A 22,310-nucleotide genomic window follows, 5' to 3' on the forward strand; every position below is an offset into this window, starting at 1 on the left:
TATTATGATTGCATTCAGCTTTTTGGTTTTATTACTCATCCTTTTGTTAATCGGGTTACCAATAGGGTTTGTGCTTTTAATTGTTGGGTCTGGAGGAATTATTGTAATTTCAGGATTTGATTCATTAAATGGAATGTTATCAACCGCTGTTTACCGAAGTGTTAATAGTTTTAGCCTTACCACAGTACCTTTATTTATTTTAATGGCGCATTTTATTTCAAAAAGCAGAGTAGCTGAGGATCTATTTGATTGCATTTTAAAATGGGTTGGTCATGCTCCAGGTGGTGCTGGTTTAGCAACTGTATTTTCTAGCGCTGGATTTGGAGCACTATCTGGGTCTAGTGTTGCAGCAACATCAATAATGTCACAAATTGCTGTTCCCCAAATGGTAAAGGCCAGATATTCAGAATCTTTTGCAGCCGGTTTAATCGCCTCTTGTACTGGTACATTAGCTGTTATGATCCCCCCCAGCATCCCGCTCGTCGTATATGCCATTCAAACAGAAAACTCTATAGGGAAACTATTAATAGCCGGAATTTTCCCAGGGTTATTATTAGCAGCTCTCCTCTCAATTACAGTAGTGATTGTAGCAGTGAAAAATAACAGTAAAACTGAAAGGTATTCATGGAAAGAGAGATTTTCATCCTTAAAATATATTTGGCCAATAGCAGTATTAGTGATTTTTATGTTGTCTTTAATCTTTTTTGGTATCACAACAACAACAGAAGCGGCAGCTTTTGGAGCAGCAGGTGCTTTAGTTTTAGGGTTGGCAATGAAAAGGTTAAAAGTAAATTTAATTATCGAAGCTTTACAACTTACAGTTAAATCAACATCAATGATTTTCACGATTATTATTGGAGCACATTTATTTTCTTACTTCATAGCACTCACAAGGGTTGGGAATACAATTATCAATGCTATTGAACAGAGTGGTTTACCCGCGTGGTCGGTTTTAGGATTGGTAATTATAACTTATCTAATTCTAGGAATGTTTTTGGATTTAATTGGTTCTTTACTGTTAACATTACCTTTAGTTTATCCTTTGCTCACAGGTCTTGGTTACGATCCTATATGGTTGGGTGTTATCATAGTTTTATTGCTTGAGATCGGGTTAGTTACTCCTCCAGTAGGCATTAATTTATTCATCACAAGTCAACATTCCGGTGTATCCGTACAAAAAATTATAGTTGGTTCCTTGCCATTTATTGGTGTTTTGCTACTTACCATTTTTATTCTAATTTTGTTCCCTCAAATAGTATTATATTTGCCTAATCTATAAAAAGAGATGTTATAAACTTTACGTGAATTCCACTTACTTGCACAGAAGTACTTAGGCTGTTCGTACACAGTCTAAGAGATTTTAGAGTGAAATATCAGTGAATTAATAAAGTTTGTATAATTGTTTTGATTATTTGGATGAAATATAAGAGATAGGTGCGCGAAACTATTATAAATTCGGGTTAACTAAGATTCTACTTGTAAGTAAGTTAGTTTATGATGATATTAGAAACAAAGTTCCTAGGTTTTAGACTTCATCAATCGATTAAACATTACAATTAAGCCAGTCATTGTTATGCGACAAAAGTCTGTTTGGTAGATAAGAATAACCTCTTACTGAAAGGAGATATATCAGTGAACGGTGCATTAGATGGTATAAAAATATTAGATTTAACGAGAGTTCTGGCGGGTCCTCATTGTACAATGATTATGGCTGACTTAGGAGCAGATGTTATAAAGGTGGAGGCCCCGCCAGAAAGTGATGAGACAAGAGGGTGGGGACCACCTTTTCAGGAAGGAGTTAGTGCTTATTATTTATGCGCTAATCGGAATAAACGAAGTATAACGGTAAATTTAAAAACAGAGGAAGGGAGAGGAATTATCCGTCAGCTAGTTGAAAAATCTGATGTACTTATTCATAATTTTAAGACTGGTTCGATGGAGAATTGGGGTCTTGACTACCCTACTTTGAAAGCTTTAAATGAAAAGTTAATTTTTTGCTCAATTACTGGTTTTGGGGAAACGGGTCCATACAGTCACTTGCCTGGGTATGATTTTATTGTGCAAGGATTGAGCGGACTTATGGACATCACGGGCACAAAAGAAAGCGGGCCTGTAAAAGTGGGAGTAGCCATGGTGGACATCTTGACAGGCTTGTATTCGGCGATCGCAATTCAAGCAGCTTTATTAGAACGAGAAAAATCAGGCCAAGGACAAAAAATAGATATGGCACTACTAGATACAGCGGTTAGTTCACTCGCAAATGTAGCTAGTAGTTATCTCATGACAAAAGAAGTTCCAGAAAGACTAGGCAACGATCATCCAAATATAGCTCCATATTCAACATTTAAAACCTCTGATGGCCATTTAATCCTAACAATTGGAAATGATGGTCAATTTCAATCTTTATGTAAGGTGTTGAGGATTGAAGAGCTAGCACTGGACAAGAAGTTCTCGATCAACGAAGCTAGGGTGAAAAATCGTGAAGAACTGAGAAAGGTGCTAGAACATTTTCTTCGTACAAAAACTAGAGATCATTGGATTAAATTATTCTCTGAACATAATATACCCTGTGGTCCAATTAACACTTTGGATCAAGTGTTTACAAACCCGCAAGTGACTGAGAGGGGTATGCTTATTCAAATGGAGCATCCGGAAGCAGGGAAAATCAATCTTGTAGGTTCTCCAATTAAGCTTTCGAGGACAAAAGTGAAAATGGTTCAATATCCACCCGTGGCTGGTGAACATACAATAGAAGTTTTACGAGGGTTAGGAATTACGAATGAAAAAATCACGGAGCTCAAAAAGCGAAATATTATTTGAATTTTATATTTAGTTGATTTTCTAAAGATAAGTAAAAAGCCAAGACTGCCAGCAGGCTGTCTTGGTTTTTTTAATTACTCTCAAAGTAATCTTTTATAGCCTTTTTCAAATGGCCATTTTGTTTTTTAAGGAAATGTCTGGCCTGATCAAGGTTTGTATGGGTGATGCTGACAAAGATGGAGGCTTTTAAATCATGATTGCTTTCAGCCATCAGCTGTTTTGCTTCAGTTTCAGAGATATCAGTGAGCTCCATCAGAATATGCTCTGCGCGTTTGACTAGTTTTTTGTTAATCAACTGCATGTCGACCATTTGATTTTGATAGACTTTCCCGAGCTTGACCATAGCTCCTGTTGAAAGCATATTTAAGACCATCTTTTGGGCTGTCCCGGCTTTTAGGCGTGTGGACCCTTTGATCACTTCTGGGCCGACGACTACTTCAATCCCGCAATCGCTCAATTTGGAAGATATGGTATTATGATTGCAGCTTAGCGAGATGGCTTTTGCACCTAATGCTTTCGCGTATTTAATTGCGGATACTGAATAGGGGGTTGAGCCGCTTGCACTAACACCGATAACAATATCATTCTCATTAAATGAGTAGCTTTTAAGTTCATCTATTACAACTAATTCATCATCCTCGTGCTGTTCCAAAGGGCTCCACATGGCTTCTTTGCCACCGGCAACCATACCAATCCAGCGGCCCTCTTCAACAGAGAAGGTTGGCCCTAGTTCGACTGCATCCAGGACACCAAGCCTTCCGCTTGTACCAGCACCAGCAACAAAGACCCTGCCGCCTTTTTCCCATTGCTTCACGATTAAGTCAACCGCTTTCGCTACAGAAGGCAAGGCGTGTTTTACTGCCTGGTGGATCGCCTGGTCTTCTTCGAGCATCAGGTTAACGATGTCGATAGATGATAATTCATCGATATTCAAGCTGTTTTTGTTAACTGATTCAGTCGTGTTGCCCATATTTCACACTCCAGATAGGATTTATGGTCTTGTAAGGTCGATCATGAATTTATATCTGTCAGCTCGGTAGGTTGACTTTACTACTTCAAAAATTCGATTATCTTCAAGCCTTGAGCTTCTCTCCATAATTAACACCGGAATATGTTCAGGTATTTCCAGCAGTTTAACTTCCTCGGCATTGGCTATCGCGGCTTCGATAACCTGTCTTCCACCGGCAATTTTCATGCTTAACGTTTCTTCAATGTAACTGTATAAGGAGTTTTTTACAATTTCACTTGTAAGTCCTTGCACTAGGTTTGCAGAAATATAGGTCCGTTCAAAGGCCATCGGAATATCTTCGGCTAAGCGGATACGCTGGATCTCATAAACTGGGCCATATTCAGGTATTTGCAGGAGGGAGGCTAATTTTGCATTAGCTGGAATGATCTCGAAATTAATGAGCTTGCTGCTCGGTTCCATTCCTCGTGCTTTCATATCCTCAGTAAAACTGGTCAGGCCATGGAGATTTTGTTCGAATTTTTGTTCCATGACAAACGTGCCTTTGCCTTTTACACGGTAGAGATACCGGTCATTAACAAGGTTTATAATTGCCTGTCTGACAGTCATCCTGCTGATTCCAAATTTATCTGAGTATTCACGTTCTGAAGGAAGAGCATCACCAGGGTTTAATTGTCCGCTTTCAATTAATTGCTTAATCGATTCTTCCAGCTGGTGATAAATGGGTATGGGGGAACGTTTATCAATCATTTCGATTCTCCTTTATCAAAAACGGGATTATCAGCTTTATCCTAACAGTTCAGCTGGAATATTGATGTGCTTTATGGCAGATTGGTCAGCAACGATCGTTACATTCGGATGGTTTCTTAAAATCGATGCAGGAAATGAAGGATCGATTTTACCATTCAAAAGCTGATCCAGTGCCTTGCTTTTGCTTTCTCCAGCTACGAGCAGCAAAATTTCTTTACTCTTCATAATGCTTGCAATTCCCATCGTTATCGCCTGAGTAGGAACTTCGTCAATGCCATTAAAAAATCTTGCATTTGCTTCCCGTGTGGCCTTCGTTAAGTCGACAACGTGGGTAAGTGTATCAAAGGCAGTACCAGGTTCATTAAATCCGATATGTCCATTGCTTCCAAGCCCAAGCAACTGAAGATCGATTCCGCCATGAGCAGCTATTTTCTGCTCATAATTTTTACATTCTTGCTCTAAATTTTCGGCTGTGCCAGAAGGGATATGCGTTTGTTCCCTTGGAATATCAATATATTTAAATAAGTTTTCAACCATATAATAATAATAGCTATTCCGGTCAGCTTGGTCTATTCCAATGTACTCATCAAGGTTAAAAGTTGAAACATGCCGATAGGAGGTTTTATTTCTTTTATAATCATCAGCAAGAATCTGATAGGTTTTAGTAGGAGTGCCACCAGTGGCCATTCCGAGTACAACTTTATTTGTATTTTTAATTTTTTCTGTCAAAATAAGCGCAGCAATTTCACTCAAATTGGAATAACTTTCTGCTGGTATAATCTTCATGATGGGTTATTCTCCTTTCTTAAATGCAAGCTGGCCTCGGCAAAAGGTCATATATATTTCATTATTCTCATCGAGGACGACAATATCAGCATCTTTTCCAGGTTTAATGCTTCCTTTACGCTCAAACAGCCCTAACTCTTTAGCAGAATTAGTAGAAGACATTGAAATAGCATCGGCTACAGAGCATCCTGTAAATTCAATAATATTTTTAAAGGCCTGTCCCATACGAAGGATACTCCCTGCTAGGGTTCCATCTGCTAATACTGCTTTATCATCTGTTACGGTTACTTCTTGTCCGCCCAAGTCATATGTGCCGTTTTTCAGGCATTTTGCCCGCATTGAATCGGTGACCAAGACAAGTCTGTTGGCTGTTTTTTGACGAAAAGCTAATTCTACCGCCTCAGGCCTGGCGTGTACCCCATCAGAGATAATTTCGACCATTAATTCATCTTTCAAAAGGGCTGCTCCGACAACACCTGGCTCTCGGTGATGGAAGCTGCTCATCTGATTATACAAATGGGTTGCGTGGGACAAGCCGTTTTTGATAGCTTCTTCAACTTGTGCGAATGTTGCATCTGAATGTCCAATTGATGGAATAATGTTATGTTCCTTCAAATGCTGAATCAGCTGCTCACCGCCAGGCTGCTCTGGAGCTAACGTCACCAGCCTGATCGTATCATGACTGAGGGCCTGCCATTTTTTGAACAAGACTAAATCAGGATCAATGATATGACCCTGCGGCTGTGCACCTGCTTTATTCTCATTAATAAAAGGCCCTTCTAAATGAATGCCGACTGCTTCAGCTATTCCGGGTCTTTGATTTTTCATATAATGCCCCGCGTTTTCGAGTGCAGATTCAATCGCAGCTTGCTCTTGGGTTATAGTTGTAGCCAGGAAACTTGTTGTTCCCTCTCCAGGCAGAGCTCTGGCCATCGTTTCTAGTGCTTCTGGAGTGGCATCCATCGTATCAGCCCCATTAACACCATGAATATGGACGTCAATCATCCCAGGAATTATTTTGTGCTTGGATGTCAACTCAATAATTTCAAAGTTCTCGCTGCTAGGATTTTCTCCTAAAGAGCCAGCTTCAGAAATAATATGATCGCTGATTTTAAGGTAACCATTTTCAATGACACCGTTTTCGGTATATATAGAAGAGTTTCGCAATAATATGTTCTTTTTCATCGTTCACACACCACCATTTGGATTATATGTTTAGAATATCACCATACGGTATGGTTGTCTATACATATATATACCAGTTGATAGAGTAGATACTGCTGCCTTAAAAGCAAAAAAATAAGTTTAATAGTTAACAAGATAGGATTGAAAGCGTTTTAGTTTAATCTTTAAATATATTAATTGGTATAGACATCTATATTGATCATATGCTAAAATACGTTTACATCTTGTTTGATTTTAGTATTAAGGAGGATGAAAGGGCTTTCTCCGAAGTTTTGTGTTCGGGTTGGATTTGCAATTATTTTCTGTTTCTTTTGCTCAAGATTCATAATTGATAGGAGTGGGTTAAAATGATGAATTATTTACAGAGACTTGGCCGTTCATTAATGTTGCCTGTTGCTGTATTGCCAGCAGCGGCCATTTTAATGGGTATTGGTTATTGGATTGACCCTACAGGCTGGGGTGCTGAGAGTGCGACAGCTGCATTCTTAATAAAAGCGGGTGCGTCGATTATCGACAACATTCCAATCCTTTTTGCTGTCGGTGTTGCTCTGGGGATGGCCAAAGACCGTGACGGCTCTGCGGCAATCAGTGGTCTGGTCGCTTTCTTGGTAACAACAACATTACTTTCTCCGGGTTCTGTAGCGATGCTGCAGGGAGTTGAAGTGGATGCTGTTGATCCTGCGTTCGGAAAAATTGGAAATGCCTTCGTTGGTATTCTTTCCGGTATTATTGCTTCTATGATGTATAACAGGTTCAGCCATGTGAAATTGCCGGATGCTCTCGCGTTCTTTAGTGGAAAACGGCTTGTTCCAATTATGACTGCTGCTTCAATGATTGTTGCTTCGGTTGTATTATTCTTCGTTTGGCCGCTCGTTTATTCTGGTTTAGTATCGTTTGGTACAGGAATAAGCAGCTTAGGTGCTGCTGGAGCTGGACTGTACGGATTCTTTAACAGACTGTTAATTCCAACAGGATTGCACCACGCGCTTAACTCTGTTTTCTGGTTTGATGTAGCTGGAATTAATGATATCGGAAACTTCTGGGCAGGAACTGGTGAAAAGGGAGTAACAGGCATGTATCAAGCTGGATTCTTCCCAATCATGATGTTCGGTCTGCCTGCTGCAGGTTTGGCTATGTATCACACAGCTAAATCAAAAAAGAAAAAGCAAGTAGCCTCATTAATGCTCGCTGCAGGTTTTGCTTCCTTCCTTACTGGGGTTACAGAGCCACTTGAATTCGCATTTATGTTTGTAGCACCAGCTCTATATGTAGTTCACGCAGCATTAACAGGTCTATCCTTGGCAATTGCTTCAATGTTTGACTGGACTGCTGGTTTTGGTTTCAGCGCAGGTCTTATTGACTTTGTATTAAGTTCAAGACTTCCGCTTGCGAACATGCCATATATGCTATTAGTGCAAGGTTTAGTATTCGGTGTGATTTATTACTTCTTATTCCGTTTCTTAATTACTAAATTTAATCTAACAACTCCAGGCCGTGAAGAAGATGAGGCATTAGGCGGTGACGGAGCAGTCGTAACTGGTAAAGACAAAGTATCTATTATGGCAGCTCAGATATACGAAGGACTTGGCGGAGATGACAACGTCGTTTCTGTTGATAATTGTGTAACACGACTTCGTCTCGAAGTAAAAGATATGGACGCAGTAGATCAGAAAAAGATTAAAGCTACTGGAGTTCCGGGCATTAACATTGTAAGTAAAAAGAACATCCAGGTTATTGTCGGAACACAAGTTCAATTCGTTGCTGACGAAATCATGAAAATAAGAAAAAAATAAACTGATTAGTTCACACCCAAAGGCCTTTCCCTCAAAACTTGAGGGGAAGGCCTTTTATATTGGAAAACAGGTTTTTACATGAGTTTTTTATTTATATTAATTGACGGTTATAAAGGACTTGAAATGAAATATCGAGAACTAAATAATAAGTTTAATTTCTAATGAGATAGTGCTATAAAGAACTTTGGGTAAAATCATGGTATTTTAAAGGAGGAGAATAGGGGTGGACAAACAGTATCCAATTGGCCAATTTCAATTTGACGGTGATATAACGAAAAATGTGATTAATAGATGGGTAAATGAGATTGAGGAATTACCTCGATTATTAAGAGATACTGTAAAAGACCTTGATAAGGGACATCTCGATATACCATACCGTTCTGGGGGGTGGACTGTTCGCCAAGTAATCCATCATCTAGCGGATAGTCATATGAATGCCTATGTCCGTTTTAAATTAGCTCTTACAGAACACAAACCTGTAATAAAGCCCTATACTGAGGCTAGATGGGCTGAACTTTCAGATTCAAAATTGCCAATAGATCTTAGCATTGATCTTCTTGAATCGCTCCATAAACGCTGGGTCTATCTTTTTCGGAATTTAAGTGCTGCCGATCTTGAAAGGACATTTTCACACCCGGATTTAGGTGAGGTTTCGATAGGAGAAAACATTGGTATATATGCCTGGCATGGCCGTATCATCTCGCACATATCCATTTAGCAGCTGCTCTATCTTAAATTTGGCTTTCTTATAGCGGTGTAATGTACATAGTTGTATCCAGAGACATTAATTTTAAACGTTTTTTCGAGAATGTGAGATTAGTATAGACAAATATTTTTCAGGGGGATAATCTGGATAATAATAGGAGGTTTTTTTAGTGCTGAGAACTTTAGAATTGGTTATTGATGCAAAGGCTTCCTTAGGAGAGGGGTCTTGTTGGGATAATACAAATCAACTTTTATACTGGGTTGATATTTTAGAGAAAAAGGTGAACTTATACAATCCAGCTACCGGTGATAATCGTGTCATTCCCTTGGACCAATCTGTAGGGGCGATTGTGCCAAGAAAATCTGGCGGTGCCGTAGTTGCGCTGGAAAAAGGCTTTCATTTTCTAAACTTTGACACCGAAGAAGTTAGCCCGATCTTCAACCCAGAAGAACATATGCAAGAAAATCGTTTCAATGATGGAAAGTGTGATCCTTCTGGACGTTTTTGGGCTGGGACAATGGATGTAGCAGGCAAGAAAGAAAAGGGCGCATTATACTGTGTGGAAACAGATTTAAACGTATCTAAAAAACTAACTGATATCAGCATTTCAAATGGATTAGCCTGGTCACCGGACCATAAATATATGTATTTTATTGATACACCTACTAAAAAAGTAGTCAGGTTTAACTATGGTCTTGAAACCGGACGAATTGAGAATCCTTTAGAAATTGTCCGTTTTTCAAAAGGGGAAGGAAACCCTGATGGCATGACGATTGATGAAGAAGGAATGCTGTGGATCGCTCATTGGGGCGGCGCCAGAGTTTCGAGATGGAATCCGTCAACAGGAGAGCAATTAACGGTTATACCTATCCCGGCCTTAAATGTAACCTCCTGTACCTTCGGCGGTTCAGATTTAAGTGAGTTATACATTACAACCGCCAGAACCGGGTTGGCAGACAAAGACCTTGCGATTTATCCAAACACAGGAGGAGTTTTTAAAATCAAACCTGGAGTAAAAGGGCTTCCTGCTTATAAGTTTAAAGGGTAACAAGTTAAAGTTTAATAAATCCATTCAAGCTGCCGATTTGGCAGCTTAATTTGTATTACGACCATACGGTGCTCAAAGTCAGTTGAATTGACGGTGAATGGTGTCAAATTGACATATACTAGATTCTCTATAAGGAATAGTAATAGTAACCTTAAATAAAAAAGTTATGCTACAACCACTTTCAAATCTTTTAAACGTATGAAAGTTAACAAAGCATCTCTAGACCTTAAAATATCTGCAAGGCTGATCTGCTTATCTTCTTGCTTTTAACAACAAGGTAATTTCCTTAGTAAGTTCTTCTGCATTTCCTTGAAAAAGCTGAAACACTAGAGAACGCAGAATGCTTTCATATTGGATTGCCTCCGATTCTACCGCTGAGATTATTATAGACCAGTGAATTTCCGGTATCGCAATAATAATGGTGGTATCTGTGAGGTTATTGATATAAACTTCTGTCAGTTTATCTCGTGACTTGGTAGTTAGACCATATAACATTTTTGATCACCCTTAAGTTAGTTTTAGTTTGTTCACTTACACTATTAGAGGTGAAATTGATTTTTATGAGGGCGGTACATGCTTTTTAAACAAAATGAAATAAACGTAATAAAAACAGGTAAATTGTCAAATTACCGCAGTAAGCCTACTCTCTATTAGAATCATTATGAGCTAGCCGTCTAAGAAAGCTAAAAAAGGGTATCGAAAGGACTCATGGAAACTTCTCGTTTACTTCTCTTCGTTCCCAATCTCTTTTTTAACAAAATAACCTGTAAAAAGGTTTAACCTGTCCAGGGTGGGATATTATGGTATAAACAGGATTTTAAAAAAGGGAGGGAATCGGTTGGAAAATGTATTTCCCGGTCTGCAAAAAATTTTGGAAAGCACGAGGCAGGGTATCCATGATTTTATGGGGATTATAACGCCTGTTATCGAGAATTCAAAGGATGACCATGAACGCCTTTACTGGCACCATATATACGAGGAAGAAGAACACCGGCTTGATCGGATAAATATTTTGCTTCCGAAAATTGAAGCGGCACTGAAGGAGCCACTTGATCCGAATCAGGGAGAGTTTATCCGCCTGCTTCAGGATATCAGCCTTGAAAAGTTTGGATTACATAACTTTTTAGAACATTTGGACTTGTCGTTATTCAGTTTCAAAGACACAGAACATGAAGAGGCCATACAGGGAATGCGGAATATGACTGATGCAGATTATCAGGAAATTAAACAAATGGTCCAGGACCTAAATGATGATTATGAGGGCATTAACCTCAGTGCAGGTACTCCGACCGACGAAAAGGAACATGTGACTGGCAATTTGAAAATTGATAAGTATCAGAGAAATTCCAATCAAAAGGAGCTTGAGAGCTCTGCAAGAGTCCCAAAGAGAGGACTTACAGTTGGAAGCTTAAAAAACATATAGGGAAGGGGAAAATATGAATAAAGCTACGATTTATCATGACGCACCGCTTAGCCATCAGCAATGGAACGAGCTGGATGAAATGGTGGTGAAAACGGCAGCCTCACAGCTTGTTGGACGCCGTTTTATCGATTTATACGGTCCGCTAGGCGAAGGAGTTCAAACGGTAACTAATGATGTTTACGAAAAACCAGAGCTAGGCGGAGTTAGCCTTCACGGTGAGGAAACGGAGCTGTCTACTCCAACTAGGAGAGTGAATCTGACTGTACCACTTTTGTATAAGGATTTTATCCTGTACCGCCGGGATATTGAATTTGCCAGGGCACTCGATAACCCGATTGACTTTTCACCAGCTGCGAATGCAGCTCAGCAATGCGCATTGTTGGAAGATGACTTAATTTTTAATGGTTCGGATCGATTCGGATTAGAGGGACTCATGAATACGAAAGGTAAGCTAACCCACATTCGCAGTGATTGGATGCAATCCGGGAATGCGTTTGCAGATGTAGTTGAGGCGCGAAACAAGCTGCTCACGATGGGACATACAGGCCCTTATGCACTTGTCCTGTCTCCAGAGCTGTATGCTTTGCTGCACCGTGTCCATCAGGGAACGAATGTCCTTGAAATTCAGCATGTCCGAGAATTGATGGCTGCTGGAGTGTATCAGTCACCAATGATTCAGGGCAAGCGCGGGGTTGTTGTTGATGCAGGCAGACAAAATCTTGATCTTGCAATCGGCCAGGATTTTGAGACAGCCTTTCTCGATGATGAAAACATGAATTTTATTTTCCGTGTTTATGAAGCAGCAGTACTTCGGGTTAAACGCCCAAGTGCGATCTGTACCTTAGAAGATCCTGAGGGAAATGAGTAAAAATAAAAGGGTCTGCGTGATGCAGACCCTTTTTTATGATTATGCGATTGAGTATAGTTTAGGGGATTCCTCTATATAAGTGATATCGACTTTTTGTTTTGCAGCGTCTGTGCCTATATCTTGAATCAGCATTTTAGCTTCTTCAAGGAAAAATGGATTTTTGCTGCCTTCATTGACTTCGTAAAGACGCATTAAGTATCTAAGTTTTTCAGCTGTTCTTATTTTTCTATAAGCCTGGTTTTCCAGATCAACGATTTTTTTATGAACAGGGGCAGAAATCATTCCTATTTCAGCAACATTGACAATCATATGCATACCATCTTGACTTACAAAGCTAATTGAATAAAAGGCAGAGCCCATTACATCAACATTCGTAATAACGGCATTGGGATACTCTTCCCCGGATCGCAAGCGAATAAAGGCAGTCTCAATAACGCCTCCCAATTTCCGTTCATTCGCAAGAATCGCATAGATGTCTTTTAAGCCTTTTACTTGGTGTGCCATACTGATTAACCTCCTGGAAAGAAACTGTTATTGAAAATAATTCTCATTATCATTGTAAAGTGATTGGTTTAAAAATTCAAGTGAATTCACAGAAAACTCTTGAAAAAATTGTGTCTATTATTCAAAGTGGGAGGAGAATATGAAGAAATTAACTGTCGGCTCGCTGATTCCTGGTCGTGAATCTCCGGCAATAATGGAGCCAGAACAAGGCAAGCTTAGAGTAGATGGATCGAAGCGGAAGGTAGCTCAAAACCAAGCTGCAGGAACGGTTATCAAAGTACAGCAACACGGAAAAAAATTTGATATAAAACTGGTTAAACACAGTACCCTTCTAGATTCAGCCTTGAGCGAAAACATTCCAATTGAATTCAAATGCAAAAAAGGGACCTGCGGACGCTGTGAACTTGCCGTTCTGTCAGGGGGACAATTGTTATCGGGGCCAACTGCTCAGGAACAACAAAAATTAGCTGGAAGAGAGACACAAGGCATAAGGCTCGCCTGCCAGGCTACGGCCAAAATATAAATTTTGAATTTTATTTGAACAAAGAAAGTTCCAAGCGGAATTTTTTATTTTTTTCGCTTCTATAAAATTGCCGGTTGATTTCTCTCCAGGCGGGGCAGTCCGGGAGTAATCTAGGTGCTTAAAAAGCACCAGTTCACCTTTTGTCTTCCACTTTGCTGCCTATTTTTAAAATAGCATTAATTCCTTTATACTTGTTGTGTTCCCAAGGAATTTTGTCCAGAACAAATAATAAACTTCATTTCTATTCAAACTAAGAAAAAACGAGGTAATCAAAATGACATCAGTAGGGTTTGATTCAAAAGTTCTTTCTGTTCTGGAAGATAAAATTCAATACATTGATACCGATAATGGAGCAATTTATTTGGTTGGTCCGATCCGGCTGCCCGTTAACCTGTATGGTGAGACGGTTGAATTCCAATGGTATTGCTGGCTGAATTGTGAAGAAGAAACCGATGACCTAGGGGAAATTATTGAAAAATTGTCGTCTGCTAACTTAGCTGAATTTCAGCAATCAAGTGTTCTTGCGTATGGTGATTTTTCATATGGAGAAGAAGCGATTATTAGGATGCATTCAATTTGCCACACCGGTGATATATTTGGCAGCAAGCGGTGCGATTGCGGCTACCAGTTAAAGCAGTCTATGAAAATGATTACAGAGCACGGAACAGGTGCACTATTTTACTTGGCGAACCATGAAGGAAGGGGTATTGGCCTGTTTAGCAAGGCAATGGCCTACGTGCTTCAGGAGAACGGCTTTGATACGGTGGAAGCAAATGAGGGACTCGGTTTCGTTGATGATTCAAGAAACTATGAAGATGCAATTAAAGTTTTAAAAGCATTAAGATCTAAGCCTGTAACTCTTATGACAAATAATCCAAAGAAGCTCGAAGCCTTAAAAAACTCTGGTTTGGAAGTTACTGACCGGGTGCAGCTTTGGGGAGATGTTTCTGAATTTAACGCGAGCTATTTGCAGACAAAAGTCAAACGTTCCGGTCATTTTGAGAACGAGGGGACATGTCCGAAAGATTGACGGGAACCCTGTTGGATTTGGAATATCAACTTGAAATATATGGAGGTTTTAAAAAATGGATACAAAGTCAAAATTAGACCCTGTAGAAGAAGTCTATAATAGGCGATTACGAGGCGGGTTCTTTATTTCAACCAGAGATGGAGAGAGAACCCATTTCCATAATGGGTGCTGGGTGACTCAATGTTCACACGAGCCGCCGCAGATGCTTGTTTGCTTCCCTAAGGAGATGGAGGGTGCAGAAATAGTCACACGTGGACGGAAATTTGCGCTTAGCATGACTGCTGAGGACCAAGAGCCTCTAATGGATCGTTTCTTTAAAGGAGATCAGGATATAGCATCGATGGGTGAAGAAGAGTTTATTTATAAAGAAACGGGATGTCCAATTTTAAAAAACTCACAAGCCTATTTTGACTGTGAGGTAGCACAAATCATTGATAACTGCGATTTTCTGCTTGTGATTGGCAATGTCCTGTCTTCTGAGATCCTTCACCCAGAGAAACAAAGCCTTACCGTCAATCATTTGATGGAACGGGAAGGCGGGGTACCCGAGGATGCTGTCGTTCCATTAACGGGTTTTGATGATCAATCTTAAAAACAAGAAAAGGGACTGATGGATCCGTTTCTCGAAGTCTATAATAGCCTTAAAAGAACAGACCAAATCATATTTGATTTGGTCTGTTCATATTCCTTGGACTATAGGGCTGAATTCCTCGGTTTTGGTTATAGGGTTTCGAATTAGCCTGTTATTCAGACAGCATGGAGCAAGGTCCATCTAGAGTTGGCCGAACAAGGCAATTATTCGGACTTCCCTAAGCCATCAGTCCGGTTTTTTTCCATGTTAATTCTCTACTACTGGTAAAACGATAGAAGATGGATAAGCTTTGTTGCTTAAAATAGTTGCTATTCCTCCGAGTTGATTCAGCAGCTGAGGGGCTGGCGACATGGAGTGCGGGAAGTCGCTTGGACCAATGGCCACACGCAGTCTATGGCCCTCTTTTATGACAACATTAGTAGGAAATATTTCAATATCTAACTCCATTACCTCATTTGGGATTACATCCATTGCAGCAACCTTTGTGAAAGGGTGCCAAGGCTGAATATTTTCCCCATTTAAGTATCTGCTTTTCGTCTCATCAATAGCCCGATGAGAAGCTGCGAGCCAGCCGGCGGTAATCTCGCTAGAACTTCCGTCCGGTGCAACATCTGTTATACGTACGGATAGAACAAGCTCTTTAGCTGTTGTTTTTGCAAAAATCTTAGCGGCTATTGGCCCCGATATTTTTAAATCAGAATTAACTGGTGCGGTTGTATAGGTGACTTCTGTTGCTTCAGTTAAACGATTATCCTTTGTACAAGGAAGGGCACTTGGGATGCCAGCGGTCCATTGATTAGTACTGCCAGAGCATATCCCGTTGAATGGCTGCTGGAGCATCGTCTTTGAAGGCTCAATTGCTGATGGAGTTTCCTTTGTCAGCAGATTTCCAGCACGAAGATAATACCTGTCTGCCTCGGCCTGTTGGTGCGGCCAGCCTGGCTGTACCTGAAACTCATCTTGGCCAATCACAAATTGGGTAACATCGGGAATCTTCTCTGTGTTTGTTTCGATCCCCATTAAATATTGGTCGAACCATCTTAACGCGATTTGGTCGAGTACAGGGACATTATTTGCAGGCAATCCGCTGCCGTAATCGCCGTGAGTCCAGTTGCCCATTAAAAGCTTAGCCTCGACTCCGTTTACTTTTAATTTTTCATATAGGAGAGGAGTACCTCTTTGAAATAAATCATGCAATCCCCCTGAAAAGAAGGCTGGCACGTTAATTTCATCAGCGACCGTAATAGGGGAGCGAAGCCATGAAGCTGGTCCATCGTAGGCAAAGTCTCCACCTGTAATAGCTGAACTAAGTGTATTTGTTTGATAGCCAGTTGTTTGCCCAGCGTGGCTTAGCAATACGTTTGCTGCCATGATCGGTTCTGAGAGTGTATAAGTAGGAGGCAGTAAACCGCTTCCTGTGACCAGGCCTAGCCAAAGGGGAATAAACCCAGTATTGACTAATCCTCCAGACATAATGATATCCCGATATACATCTGCCATTGGGACAACCGGAAATATGGCTTCCAAGCCTTCAGGCTGCTGGGCAGCTGTAAACAGCTGATTGATTGCCCGGTAGGAAGAGCCGTACAATCCAACCTTTCCAGTACTCCAAGGCTGCCTGGCGGCCCATTCAACTAACTCTTTGCCATCGCGCTGTTCCGCTTCCCCAAATGAATCCCAGGTTCCTTGAGAGGTTCCGGTTCCGCGCACATCGACGACCATATGGGCATACCCTCGTTTAATAAAATATTCGTTAAGGTTCTCACTGCCGTTTTGGTTTTTATTATAAGGTGTTTGAGTCAGGATGACAGGGAACGGCCCTGGTCCATCAGGCCTGTGTACATCGGCCGCCAAAATGACTCCGTCTCTCATCGTAATAAAGATATCTTTTTCGGTGATATAGCTTGAGTACTGTTCTGGACGCTCATAGGCAGCTGCTTCCCATTCCTGGACTTGCGTCTCCACTGTGGGCTTCTTAGAGTTGCTTTTTGCCGAGGCAGCATTAACTAGAGCAAGATCTGTCAATAGACTGACCAATATAAGAAGTGAAATAACAACTCGAAAATTTCTCCAATGCATACTAGTTACCTCCTAATATTCTGTAAATGCTTACATTATAATGATACGTATATTTCGATTGTTATTAAATACGATAAACTTACTATCTGCAATAGGCTAAAGGTAGTATAGGAACGGAGTGTACAAAAAGAAGAATTTGATTCTATGTTTTGGTTTCTTGAAAAAACAAGATTAATCAAGGATGATTTAAAGGGGATAGCGAAATTAATGTATAAGGATGTTTCTGAGGATCCCTTGGATTGTGAAAACCTTACGAAGAGAAAGGAGTTTGTAACTAAATATGGGGGTGATGTATTATGAAAGGACTAAGCGGTCTGCTTATACTATTTGTGTTTACTTTGGCAGGATGTAATTTAGAGGCAAAAACATTATCTCAATTTTTTGAGGGAGACTTTAATGAAGTAAATAAGATAACGATAGTGGATGGAAGTACAGGCTATAAGAAAACAATTACAGATATTCGGGTAATAGAGGGGTTTTTGGCCGAGCTGAAAGATATAAGGTTTATTCCAGAGGTAAACCAGGAGCAAAGGGATGGGTGGCGATATTCCATTATTCTTTTTAAAGGGGGAGAAGCAGCCTTTCATTTTGGCCTAACAGAAGTAAATGATCATTATTATTATACAAAACCAGATATTCACCCAATAGTCGATGATTTCTATAAAAACCTTGATGTTCAAGAGGAGTAACTTTCCACTGACATGGTTGGAACGGGGCACTCCCGATCATAAGGGCTGTAAAACCAACTGAGAGTGCCAGCGCACCAGGATTATTTTCTTGTTTTTAATTTCTGACGCAGACTATCCAATTGCTTCATAAGCAGCTGGTATTCCTCTAACCCAATGTGGCAGGATTGTACTTCTTTAGTGATTTTTTCTGTTATTGCTTGTTTTTGTTCGACAGCCTTTGGTTGTAAGGTAATCCAAACGTTTCGTTCGTCTGTTGTGGATCGCTCCTTTTTCACCCAGCCGTTTGCTTCCATTCTTTTAATCATTGGGGTTAATGTCCCCGTGCCCAGATTTAGTATTTCTCCTAACTCTTTTACTGTAACTGCTTTGTGTTCCCATAAGGCTAAGAGGACTAAATATTGAGGATAAGTAATTCCAAATGGCTGTAGTGCCTCCGTATATAGTTTGTTAAACTCGCTTGCTGTCTGATAGATTGTAAAGCAAAGCTGGTTTTCTAATGTTAAAAAATCCTCCAAGCTGTCCACCCTTTTCGAATTCATTCCATTCTTCTATAACAAAATTTGTTGAAGATCATTCTTAATTTTATCTGGTACAGTCGTTGGAGCATAGCGTTCAACTACTTGACCGTTTTTGTCTACCAGAAATTTAGTGAAGTTCCACTTTATCTTTTTTGAGAGGACACCAATTTTTTGGTCTTTTAGGTAAGTAAAGAGTGGATCTTCATTTACTCCGTTCACATCGATTTTTGCAAAAATAGGAAATTTCACACCATAATTTATTTGGCAAAATTCAGTAGTTTCTTCGATATTGTCAAATTCTTGGTGATTAAATTGATCGCAGGGGAAGCCAAGAACTTCGACACCCTGGTCTTTGTATTCATCATATAATTTTTGCAGGCCTTCAAACTGAGGAGTTAACCCACATTTACTCGCAGTATTTACAATTAACAAGGTCTTTCCTTCATAATCCTTTAAGGCCTTTTCCTCACCATTTGTCATTTTTACAGTAAAGTCATAAATCGTTTTCACTTTCATTCCTCCTCATTTGATTATTGCCTCATTTATATTGTGTACGATTTAATCTTATACGATTGAATTGTAAACAGCGATTATTTCACCTTGGGTTGTTACAGTAATTTGCTTAAGCATTCGGGACAAATGCTTTCCGTTACATCTTATAGATGTATCTAAACAGCCACCTTATGGTAAGGGTACATCTGTTTTCCTATATACGTGTTAGGAAAAATTTGGTTGGTTGGTTTAGATTACCCTAATTAGTGTTTCTTTGATGAGAAGGGTTTGCAAAAAGGGATGACCTCGCAAAAATTCGGGCAAAATAACCGCAAAAATAGTAGGAGTGAGAAAATGTCGTCTAATGATAATTCATCTGAAAAAAGAAAGACTAGTAATGACTGTAATGAAATTGCATCCGAACAAAGGAATAGAAAAGATACTAAACTAAATTCTGAAAAGGTTCGCTATGAGCATGCTGATGATATTTATAAATAAAATGGGGTACTTAAAGGCATCCATGTCCGGGTGCTTTTTTTACTATCGGAATTTATATGGTTGACCATTTTCATTCAGTCCCAGCGCCCAGCACTCGTGTACTTCGCCCGTCTCCCTGCGATAAAACAACCTCAAATAGCCTTCGCTCTTCATGTTTCCTTAATATCAAGTCGGTTTACCCCAGTACATACGTCGCTTAACTGGTATTTGCGCATTTGTTCGGGTTGAGAGATCAGGAATTTTCTCTTCTATAGTGCTTTTCATCTTTTTGGAAATACTAAAAATATATTTAAAAAGTTTTAGGAGGCCATTCAATGCCCAAAAAACCTGTCCCAGCTAGTAGAGAAACGGATAATGTAGTGGAATTACCCAAAGCAGACAAGAACCAGGATGAGGTAAGCAAACTTAATCGCTTGCTAGCCGCTGTATTGAATTATCTGTCAGATGATGAAGTAGAGGAAATTGATATCGAATACCTTCTGACTAATACAGAGGGATTGCGAGAGTGGTGGGATCAATACCGGGAAACAAATAGAAAACAGATTGAGGAGGAAATTAAAAAATCACTGGGTGAGCTGAGTTTGGAAGAATTAGAAAGTATTCGTGTGAAAATCAAAGAAAAAGAAAAATAAGAACGGAATCAGTCCTTCCGCTGGTTCCGTTTTATTAACTTTCTAAGCCTGTGTAAAAAAGATGTCTAGGTTAATAACCCCTTCCTTTTTGGGAAATTTGTTATTGATTAATAAGTGATAATAGGTTACCATTGTAGAGGTAACTTTTAAGAAAAAGAAGGGGAACTACATGGATAAACGTGTCTATTTATTAACGATTGTTTCTTTTGTTGTCGGTATGGTCGAATTAATTATCGGCGGGTTATTGGATGTTATTTCATCTGATCTGGGGGTAACTCTCGGACAGGTTGGCTTTCTTATTACCATTTTCTCGGTGGTTTTTGCTATTTCAGCTCCTCTTTTACTAACGATGACTTCTGGAATGGAACGAAAACGGTTGACGATTGTTTCTTTATTTGTATTCTTTTTAGGAAACGTTCTTGCTTTTATGAGTCCAACCTATAGCGTTCTCTTAATCTCTCGTATTATTACTGCATCAAGTGGGTCCCTATTGGTAGTACTATGTATAACAATGGCTTCAAATATTGTATCGAAGGAATACCGTGCCCGTGCTATCGGGATCGTATTTATGGGGATCAGTGCATCACTTGTACTAGGTGTGCCTATTGGCCTGATGCTAGGAAATGCCCTTGGCTGGCGAGCACCATTTATGTTAATTTCTGTCTTGAGTCTTGTTTCCATGGCAGGCGTATATTTCTTTATGGGAAGACTAGAGCCTAAACCGCCAATCCCACTGCTTAAACAGCTTCGTACGTTAAAAGATAGAAAAATCCTATTCACTCAGTTAACATCTTTCTTGTTTCTTGCTGGCCATTTAACGTTGTACGGTTATTTAACTCCATTCTTAAAATTAACTATGGGTTTAAATGGAACATGGGTTAGTATCGTTTATTTAATTTTCGGAATTGCAGCCGTAGCAGGCGGGGGACTAGGAGGCATACTAGCCGATCGATTTGGCGCAAAGCCAACGATTATTTCTGTTGTGATTGCATTTGGGGTATCGATCTTTTTGATTCCATATACGACTTTTTCATTCCCGCTATTTATCACGGTAATGGTAGTCTGGAGTATGCTGAGCTGGGCAATTACACCTGCTTTGCAAAGCTATCTTATTGAATCTGCTCCTGAATCTTCTGATATTCAGCAGAGCTTAAATAATTCAGCGCTTCATTTTGGGATCGCGTTTGGGTCAATGGTTGGCGGTATTGTAATCGAAAGGGCATCTGTTGAGGTTAACCCAACCATTGGAGGGTTATTTATTCTTTTAGCCTTGGTGACGGCCTTTATTTCAATAGTAAATACAAAATCTATCGCTTCTCCGTCATTAAAGCCAACACGGTAAAAACGATTTGGTAAACTTAAAAAGGAGACTGGCAAGGTCGCAATTGACCCTGGCCAGCCTCCTTTTTTGACATAAAAACCATAAAATTCTCCGGGCTCTTGTGCTCTGGTTCAGCCTCCGAATTTAATAGCGCAGCTTCATAAGAATGTTTCGTATCTCTTCATCATCCATCAGTAAATCATAGTGTTTTTCATTTATCTTAGCTAATGCAACATCATGGTAGAAGAACTCAGTGAAAATTTTCACGAAGGGTTTAGACATTGTTTTTAAAGCTTGCCAGGATTGGTTTTCCATTCCTGCAAAAATGACCTCTTTATCATCGACTACTAGTAAACGGAATCGTTCTAGAGACTGATGTTCCTTTGCAGGAATAAGGGTATGAACATTAGACAAGCCTGTTTCCAAATCACCAACAACAAGGGCCTCTACACTGACTCCGTGCTCTTCTTTTTCCTTTAGCAACGGAAGGTATTCAATAAAATCGTCCTTCCAGGCTGAAACAAAAATAGACTTCTTGGCTGTTTGGATCAGGTGTTTACTTTGGGCGCGGATGGATGAATCAACCTTAAGACTCCAAACATGCTCATCATAAAATGTTCTTTTAAATTTATTGCTTTTTAGCTCGTTGACATGCTCCTGGAACTCATTTGTTAATTTTTCAATCACGAGCGCTAAAGGAAGGGCAGTATAGCGTTTCTTTTTTTCTGAAACCGAATCCAATACTACACCTTTTTCTGTTAAGCGGGTGATGACTTCATATATTTTGGATTTTGGAACACCCGAATATTTAACAATACTTGATGCATCCAAGGGTTCCTCACTTGAAGCTAGAACCTCAAACACTTTACTTTCATATTGTGAAAAACCGAATTTCTGCAGCATGACGTCCTCCTAGCTTGCGTGTAAGTAAAAGATTTTTTCTGACAAAGTATATTTAGCATAATAATAAATGAAAAGTTCAATAATTCCAATAATATTATTGATTTTTTAATTTTAAAATAATTTATTGTGTGTTTTGACCAAGCAGTTCTCAGGTATAACTTACCAGCCTGATAATCTGTTTGA

At 39.7% G+C, this 22,310-nt stretch carries 24 protein-coding genes; 14 read left to right on the top strand and 10 right to left on the bottom strand.

The window, feature by feature from the left end:
• Nucleotides 1-4: 4 nt before the first annotated feature.
• Together HRJ06_RS01390 and HRJ06_RS01395 are read left to right on the top strand one after the other, a co-directional pair.
• Nucleotides 5-1,279, top strand: coding sequence for a TRAP transporter large permease (locus tag HRJ06_RS01390; protein ID WP_174727605.1), 1,275 nt, complete (start codon nt 5-7; stop codon nt 1,277-1,279).
• Between the two features lie 353 nt (nt 1,280-1,632).
• Nucleotides 1,633-2,820, top strand: coding sequence for a CoA transferase (locus HRJ06_RS01395; protein ID WP_174727608.1), 1,188 nt, complete (start codon nt 1,633-1,635; stop codon nt 2,818-2,820).
• A gap of 70 nt (nt 2,821-2,890) precedes the next feature.
• Here HRJ06_RS01395 and murQ read toward each other — a convergent pair whose 3' ends face one another.
• Genes murQ through nagA form a run of 4 tightly spaced genes read right to left on the bottom strand, consistent with a single transcriptional unit; the run spans nt 2,891 to nt 6,508 of the window.
• Nucleotides 2,891-3,790 (bottom strand): N-acetylmuramic acid 6-phosphate etherase, encoded by a 900-nt coding sequence (gene murQ, locus HRJ06_RS01400; protein ID WP_174727611.1) that lies wholly within the window; start codon nt 3,788-3,790, stop codon nt 2,891-2,893.
• A gap of 21 nt (nt 3,791-3,811) precedes the next feature.
• Complete coding sequence (locus tag HRJ06_RS01405) at nt 3,812-4,537, bottom strand: GntR family transcriptional regulator (RefSeq protein ID WP_174727614.1); 726 nt, start codon at nt 4,535-4,537, stop codon at nt 3,812-3,814.
• 36 nt (nt 4,538-4,573) lie between these two features.
• A complete protein-coding gene (nagB, locus tag HRJ06_RS01410; RefSeq protein ID WP_174727617.1) occupies nt 4,574-5,323 on the bottom strand; it encodes a glucosamine-6-phosphate deaminase in 750 nt (249 codons plus the stop codon).
• Between the two features lie 6 nt (nt 5,324-5,329).
• The gene (gene nagA / locus HRJ06_RS01415) at nt 5,330-6,508 is read right to left on the bottom strand and encodes an N-acetylglucosamine-6-phosphate deacetylase (protein ID WP_174727620.1); all 1,179 of its coding nucleotides are present in this window, start codon (nt 6,506-6,508) and stop codon (nt 5,330-5,332) included.
• Nucleotides 6,509-6,855: 347 nt separating this feature from the next.
• On the opposite strand from nagA, the gene nagE reads away from it, so the two are divergent.
• The 3 genes from nagE to HRJ06_RS01430 all read left to right on the top strand — a co-directional run bounded on the left by nagE (nt 6,856) and on the right by HRJ06_RS01430 (nt 10,055).
• Nucleotides 6,856-8,301 carry an N-acetylglucosamine-specific PTS transporter subunit IIBC gene (gene nagE / locus HRJ06_RS01420; protein ID WP_174727623.1) on the top strand — a complete coding sequence of 482 codons (1,446 nt, stop codon included), beginning with the start codon at nt 6,856-6,858 and terminating at the stop codon, nt 8,299-8,301.
• Between the two features lie 223 nt (nt 8,302-8,524).
• Nucleotides 8,525-9,019: a YfiT family bacillithiol transferase gene (locus HRJ06_RS01425; RefSeq protein WP_174727626.1), complete on the top strand. Its 495-nt coding sequence runs from the start codon at nt 8,525-8,527 to the stop codon at nt 9,017-9,019.
• 157 nt (nt 9,020-9,176) lie between these two features.
• Nucleotides 9,177-10,055, top strand: a complete 879-nt coding sequence (locus HRJ06_RS01430) for an SMP-30/gluconolactonase/LRE family protein (protein WP_174727629.1) — start codon at nt 9,177-9,179, stop codon at nt 10,053-10,055.
• A gap of 252 nt (nt 10,056-10,307) precedes the next feature.
• On the opposite strand, the gene HRJ06_RS01435 is transcribed toward HRJ06_RS01430, so the two are convergent.
• On the bottom strand, nt 10,308-10,550 hold the full coding sequence (locus HRJ06_RS01435; RefSeq protein ID WP_174727632.1) for a YueH family protein: 243 nt from the start codon (nt 10,548-10,550) through the stop codon (nt 10,308-10,310).
• Nucleotides 10,551-10,893: 343 nt separating this feature from the next.
• Between HRJ06_RS01435 and HRJ06_RS01440 the strand changes: the two genes are divergently transcribed.
• A complete protein-coding gene (locus HRJ06_RS01440) occupies nt 10,894-11,478 on the top strand; it encodes an IMEF encapsulin system ferritin-like cargo protein (RefSeq protein ID WP_242035100.1) in 585 nt (194 codons plus the stop codon).
• A gap of 13 nt (nt 11,479-11,491) precedes the next feature.
• Entirely contained in the window at nt 11,492-12,346 is an 855-nt protein-coding gene (locus HRJ06_RS01445) for a family 1 encapsulin nanocompartment shell protein (RefSeq protein WP_174727635.1), read from the top strand.
• Nucleotides 12,347-12,385: 39 nt separating this feature from the next.
• Here HRJ06_RS01445 and HRJ06_RS01450 read toward each other — a convergent pair whose 3' ends face one another.
• Entirely contained in the window at nt 12,386-12,850 is a 465-nt protein-coding gene (locus tag HRJ06_RS01450; protein WP_174727638.1) for a hypothetical protein, read from the bottom strand.
• 139 nt (nt 12,851-12,989) lie between these two features.
• Between HRJ06_RS01450 and HRJ06_RS01455 the strand changes: the two genes are divergently transcribed.
• The 3 genes from HRJ06_RS01455 to HRJ06_RS01465 all read left to right on the top strand — a co-directional run bounded on the left by HRJ06_RS01455 (nt 12,990) and on the right by HRJ06_RS01465 (nt 14,995).
• A complete protein-coding gene (locus tag HRJ06_RS01455; RefSeq protein WP_174727641.1) occupies nt 12,990-13,373 on the top strand; it encodes a 2Fe-2S iron-sulfur cluster-binding protein in 384 nt (127 codons plus the stop codon).
• A 274-nt stretch (nt 13,374-13,647) separates the two neighbouring features.
• On the top strand, nt 13,648-14,403 hold the full coding sequence (locus HRJ06_RS01460; protein WP_174727644.1) for a GTP cyclohydrolase II: 756 nt from the start codon (nt 13,648-13,650) through the stop codon (nt 14,401-14,403).
• 55 nt (nt 14,404-14,458) lie between these two features.
• Entirely contained in the window at nt 14,459-14,995 is a 537-nt protein-coding gene (locus tag HRJ06_RS01465) for a flavin reductase family protein (protein WP_174727646.1), read from the top strand.
• A 246-nt stretch (nt 14,996-15,241) separates the two neighbouring features.
• Here HRJ06_RS01465 and HRJ06_RS01470 read toward each other — a convergent pair whose 3' ends face one another.
• Entirely contained in the window at nt 15,242-17,074 is a 1,833-nt protein-coding gene (locus HRJ06_RS01470; protein WP_174727649.1) for a CocE/NonD family hydrolase, read from the bottom strand.
• A gap of 296 nt (nt 17,075-17,370) precedes the next feature.
• Between HRJ06_RS01470 and HRJ06_RS01475 the strand changes: the two genes are divergently transcribed.
• Nucleotides 17,371-17,763 (top strand): hypothetical protein, encoded by a 393-nt coding sequence (locus HRJ06_RS01475; protein ID WP_174727652.1) that lies wholly within the window; start codon nt 17,371-17,373, stop codon nt 17,761-17,763.
• A gap of 80 nt (nt 17,764-17,843) precedes the next feature.
• Here the strand turns inward: HRJ06_RS01475 and HRJ06_RS01480 are convergent, their stop codons facing one another.
• Complete coding sequence (locus HRJ06_RS01480; protein WP_174727655.1) at nt 17,844-18,278, bottom strand: MarR family winged helix-turn-helix transcriptional regulator; 435 nt, start codon at nt 18,276-18,278, stop codon at nt 17,844-17,846.
• 33 nt (nt 18,279-18,311) lie between these two features.
• Nucleotides 18,312-18,791: a glutathione peroxidase gene (locus HRJ06_RS01485; RefSeq protein ID WP_338421039.1), complete on the bottom strand. Its 480-nt coding sequence runs from the start codon at nt 18,789-18,791 to the stop codon at nt 18,312-18,314.
• 336 nt (nt 18,792-19,127) lie between these two features.
• Between HRJ06_RS01485 and HRJ06_RS01490 the strand changes: the two genes are divergently transcribed.
• The 3 genes from HRJ06_RS01490 to HRJ06_RS01500 all read left to right on the top strand — a co-directional run bounded on the left by HRJ06_RS01490 (nt 19,128) and on the right by HRJ06_RS01500 (nt 21,245).
• Complete coding sequence (locus HRJ06_RS01490) at nt 19,128-19,271, top strand: hypothetical protein (RefSeq protein WP_174727661.1); 144 nt, start codon at nt 19,128-19,130, stop codon at nt 19,269-19,271.
• Between the two features lie 314 nt (nt 19,272-19,585).
• Nucleotides 19,586-19,903, top strand: coding sequence for a hypothetical protein (locus tag HRJ06_RS01495; protein WP_174727664.1), 318 nt, complete (start codon nt 19,586-19,588; stop codon nt 19,901-19,903).
• A gap of 169 nt (nt 19,904-20,072) precedes the next feature.
• Nucleotides 20,073-21,245 carry an MFS transporter gene (locus HRJ06_RS01500; RefSeq protein ID WP_174727665.1) on the top strand — a complete coding sequence of 391 codons (1,173 nt, stop codon included), beginning with the start codon at nt 20,073-20,075 and terminating at the stop codon, nt 21,243-21,245.
• Between the two features lie 123 nt (nt 21,246-21,368).
• Here the strand turns inward: HRJ06_RS01500 and HRJ06_RS01505 are convergent, their stop codons facing one another.
• Nucleotides 21,369-22,127 carry a TrmB family transcriptional regulator gene (locus HRJ06_RS01505; RefSeq protein ID WP_174727668.1) on the bottom strand — a complete coding sequence of 253 codons (759 nt, stop codon included), beginning with the start codon at nt 22,125-22,127 and terminating at the stop codon, nt 21,369-21,371.
• Nucleotides 22,128-22,310 lie beyond the last annotated feature (183 nt).

The sequence above is a fragment of the Mesobacillus harenae genome (genome assembly GCF_013343715.1).
Classification (GTDB): Bacteria; Bacillota; Bacilli; order Bacillales; family Cytobacillaceae; genus Mesobacillus_A; species Mesobacillus_A harenae.

What these genes read in the sequence shown, in the direction of transcription:
- HRJ06_RS01390 (WP_174727605.1), top strand. Translation starts at nt 5, where the DNA reads ATGATTGCATTCAGCTTTTTGGTTTTATTACTCATCCTTTTGTTAATC.
- murQ (WP_174727611.1), bottom strand. Translation starts at nt 3,790, where the DNA reads ATGGGCAACACGACTGAATCAGTTAACAAAAACAGCTTGAATATCGAT.
- HRJ06_RS01405 (WP_174727614.1), bottom strand. Translation starts at nt 4,537, where the DNA reads ATGATTGATAAACGTTCCCCCATACCCATTTATCACCAGCTGGAAGAA.
- nagB (WP_174727617.1), bottom strand. Translation starts at nt 5,323, where the DNA reads ATGAAGATTATACCAGCAGAAAGTTATTCCAATTTGAGTGAAATTGCT.
- nagA (WP_174727620.1), bottom strand. Translation starts at nt 6,508, where the DNA reads ATGAAAAAGAACATATTATTGCGAAACTCTTCTATATATACCGAAAAC.
- nagE (WP_174727623.1), top strand. Translation starts at nt 6,856, where the DNA reads ATGATGAATTATTTACAGAGACTTGGCCGTTCATTAATGTTGCCTGTT.
- HRJ06_RS01435 (WP_174727632.1), bottom strand. Translation starts at nt 10,550, where the DNA reads ATGTTATATGGTCTAACTACCAAGTCACGAGATAAACTGACAGAAGTT.
- HRJ06_RS01445 (WP_174727635.1), top strand. Translation starts at nt 11,492, where the DNA reads ATGAATAAAGCTACGATTTATCATGACGCACCGCTTAGCCATCAGCAA.
- HRJ06_RS01450 (WP_174727638.1), bottom strand. Translation starts at nt 12,850, where the DNA reads ATGGCACACCAAGTAAAAGGCTTAAAAGACATCTATGCGATTCTTGCG.
- HRJ06_RS01455 (WP_174727641.1), top strand. Translation starts at nt 12,990, where the DNA reads ATGAAGAAATTAACTGTCGGCTCGCTGATTCCTGGTCGTGAATCTCCG.
- HRJ06_RS01460 (WP_174727644.1), top strand. Translation starts at nt 13,648, where the DNA reads ATGACATCAGTAGGGTTTGATTCAAAAGTTCTTTCTGTTCTGGAAGAT.
- HRJ06_RS01465 (WP_174727646.1), top strand. Translation starts at nt 14,459, where the DNA reads ATGGATACAAAGTCAAAATTAGACCCTGTAGAAGAAGTCTATAATAGG.
- HRJ06_RS01470 (WP_174727649.1), bottom strand. Translation starts at nt 17,074, where the DNA reads ATGCATTGGAGAAATTTTCGAGTTGTTATTTCACTTCTTATATTGGTC.
- HRJ06_RS01475 (WP_174727652.1), top strand. Translation starts at nt 17,371, where the DNA reads ATGAAAGGACTAAGCGGTCTGCTTATACTATTTGTGTTTACTTTGGCA.
- HRJ06_RS01490 (WP_174727661.1), top strand. Translation starts at nt 19,128, where the DNA reads ATGTCGTCTAATGATAATTCATCTGAAAAAAGAAAGACTAGTAATGAC.
- HRJ06_RS01495 (WP_174727664.1), top strand. Translation starts at nt 19,586, where the DNA reads ATGCCCAAAAAACCTGTCCCAGCTAGTAGAGAAACGGATAATGTAGTG.
- HRJ06_RS01500 (WP_174727665.1), top strand. Translation starts at nt 20,073, where the DNA reads ATGGATAAACGTGTCTATTTATTAACGATTGTTTCTTTTGTTGTCGGT.
- HRJ06_RS01505 (WP_174727668.1), bottom strand. Translation starts at nt 22,127, where the DNA reads ATGCTGCAGAAATTCGGTTTTTCACAATATGAAAGTAAAGTGTTTGAG.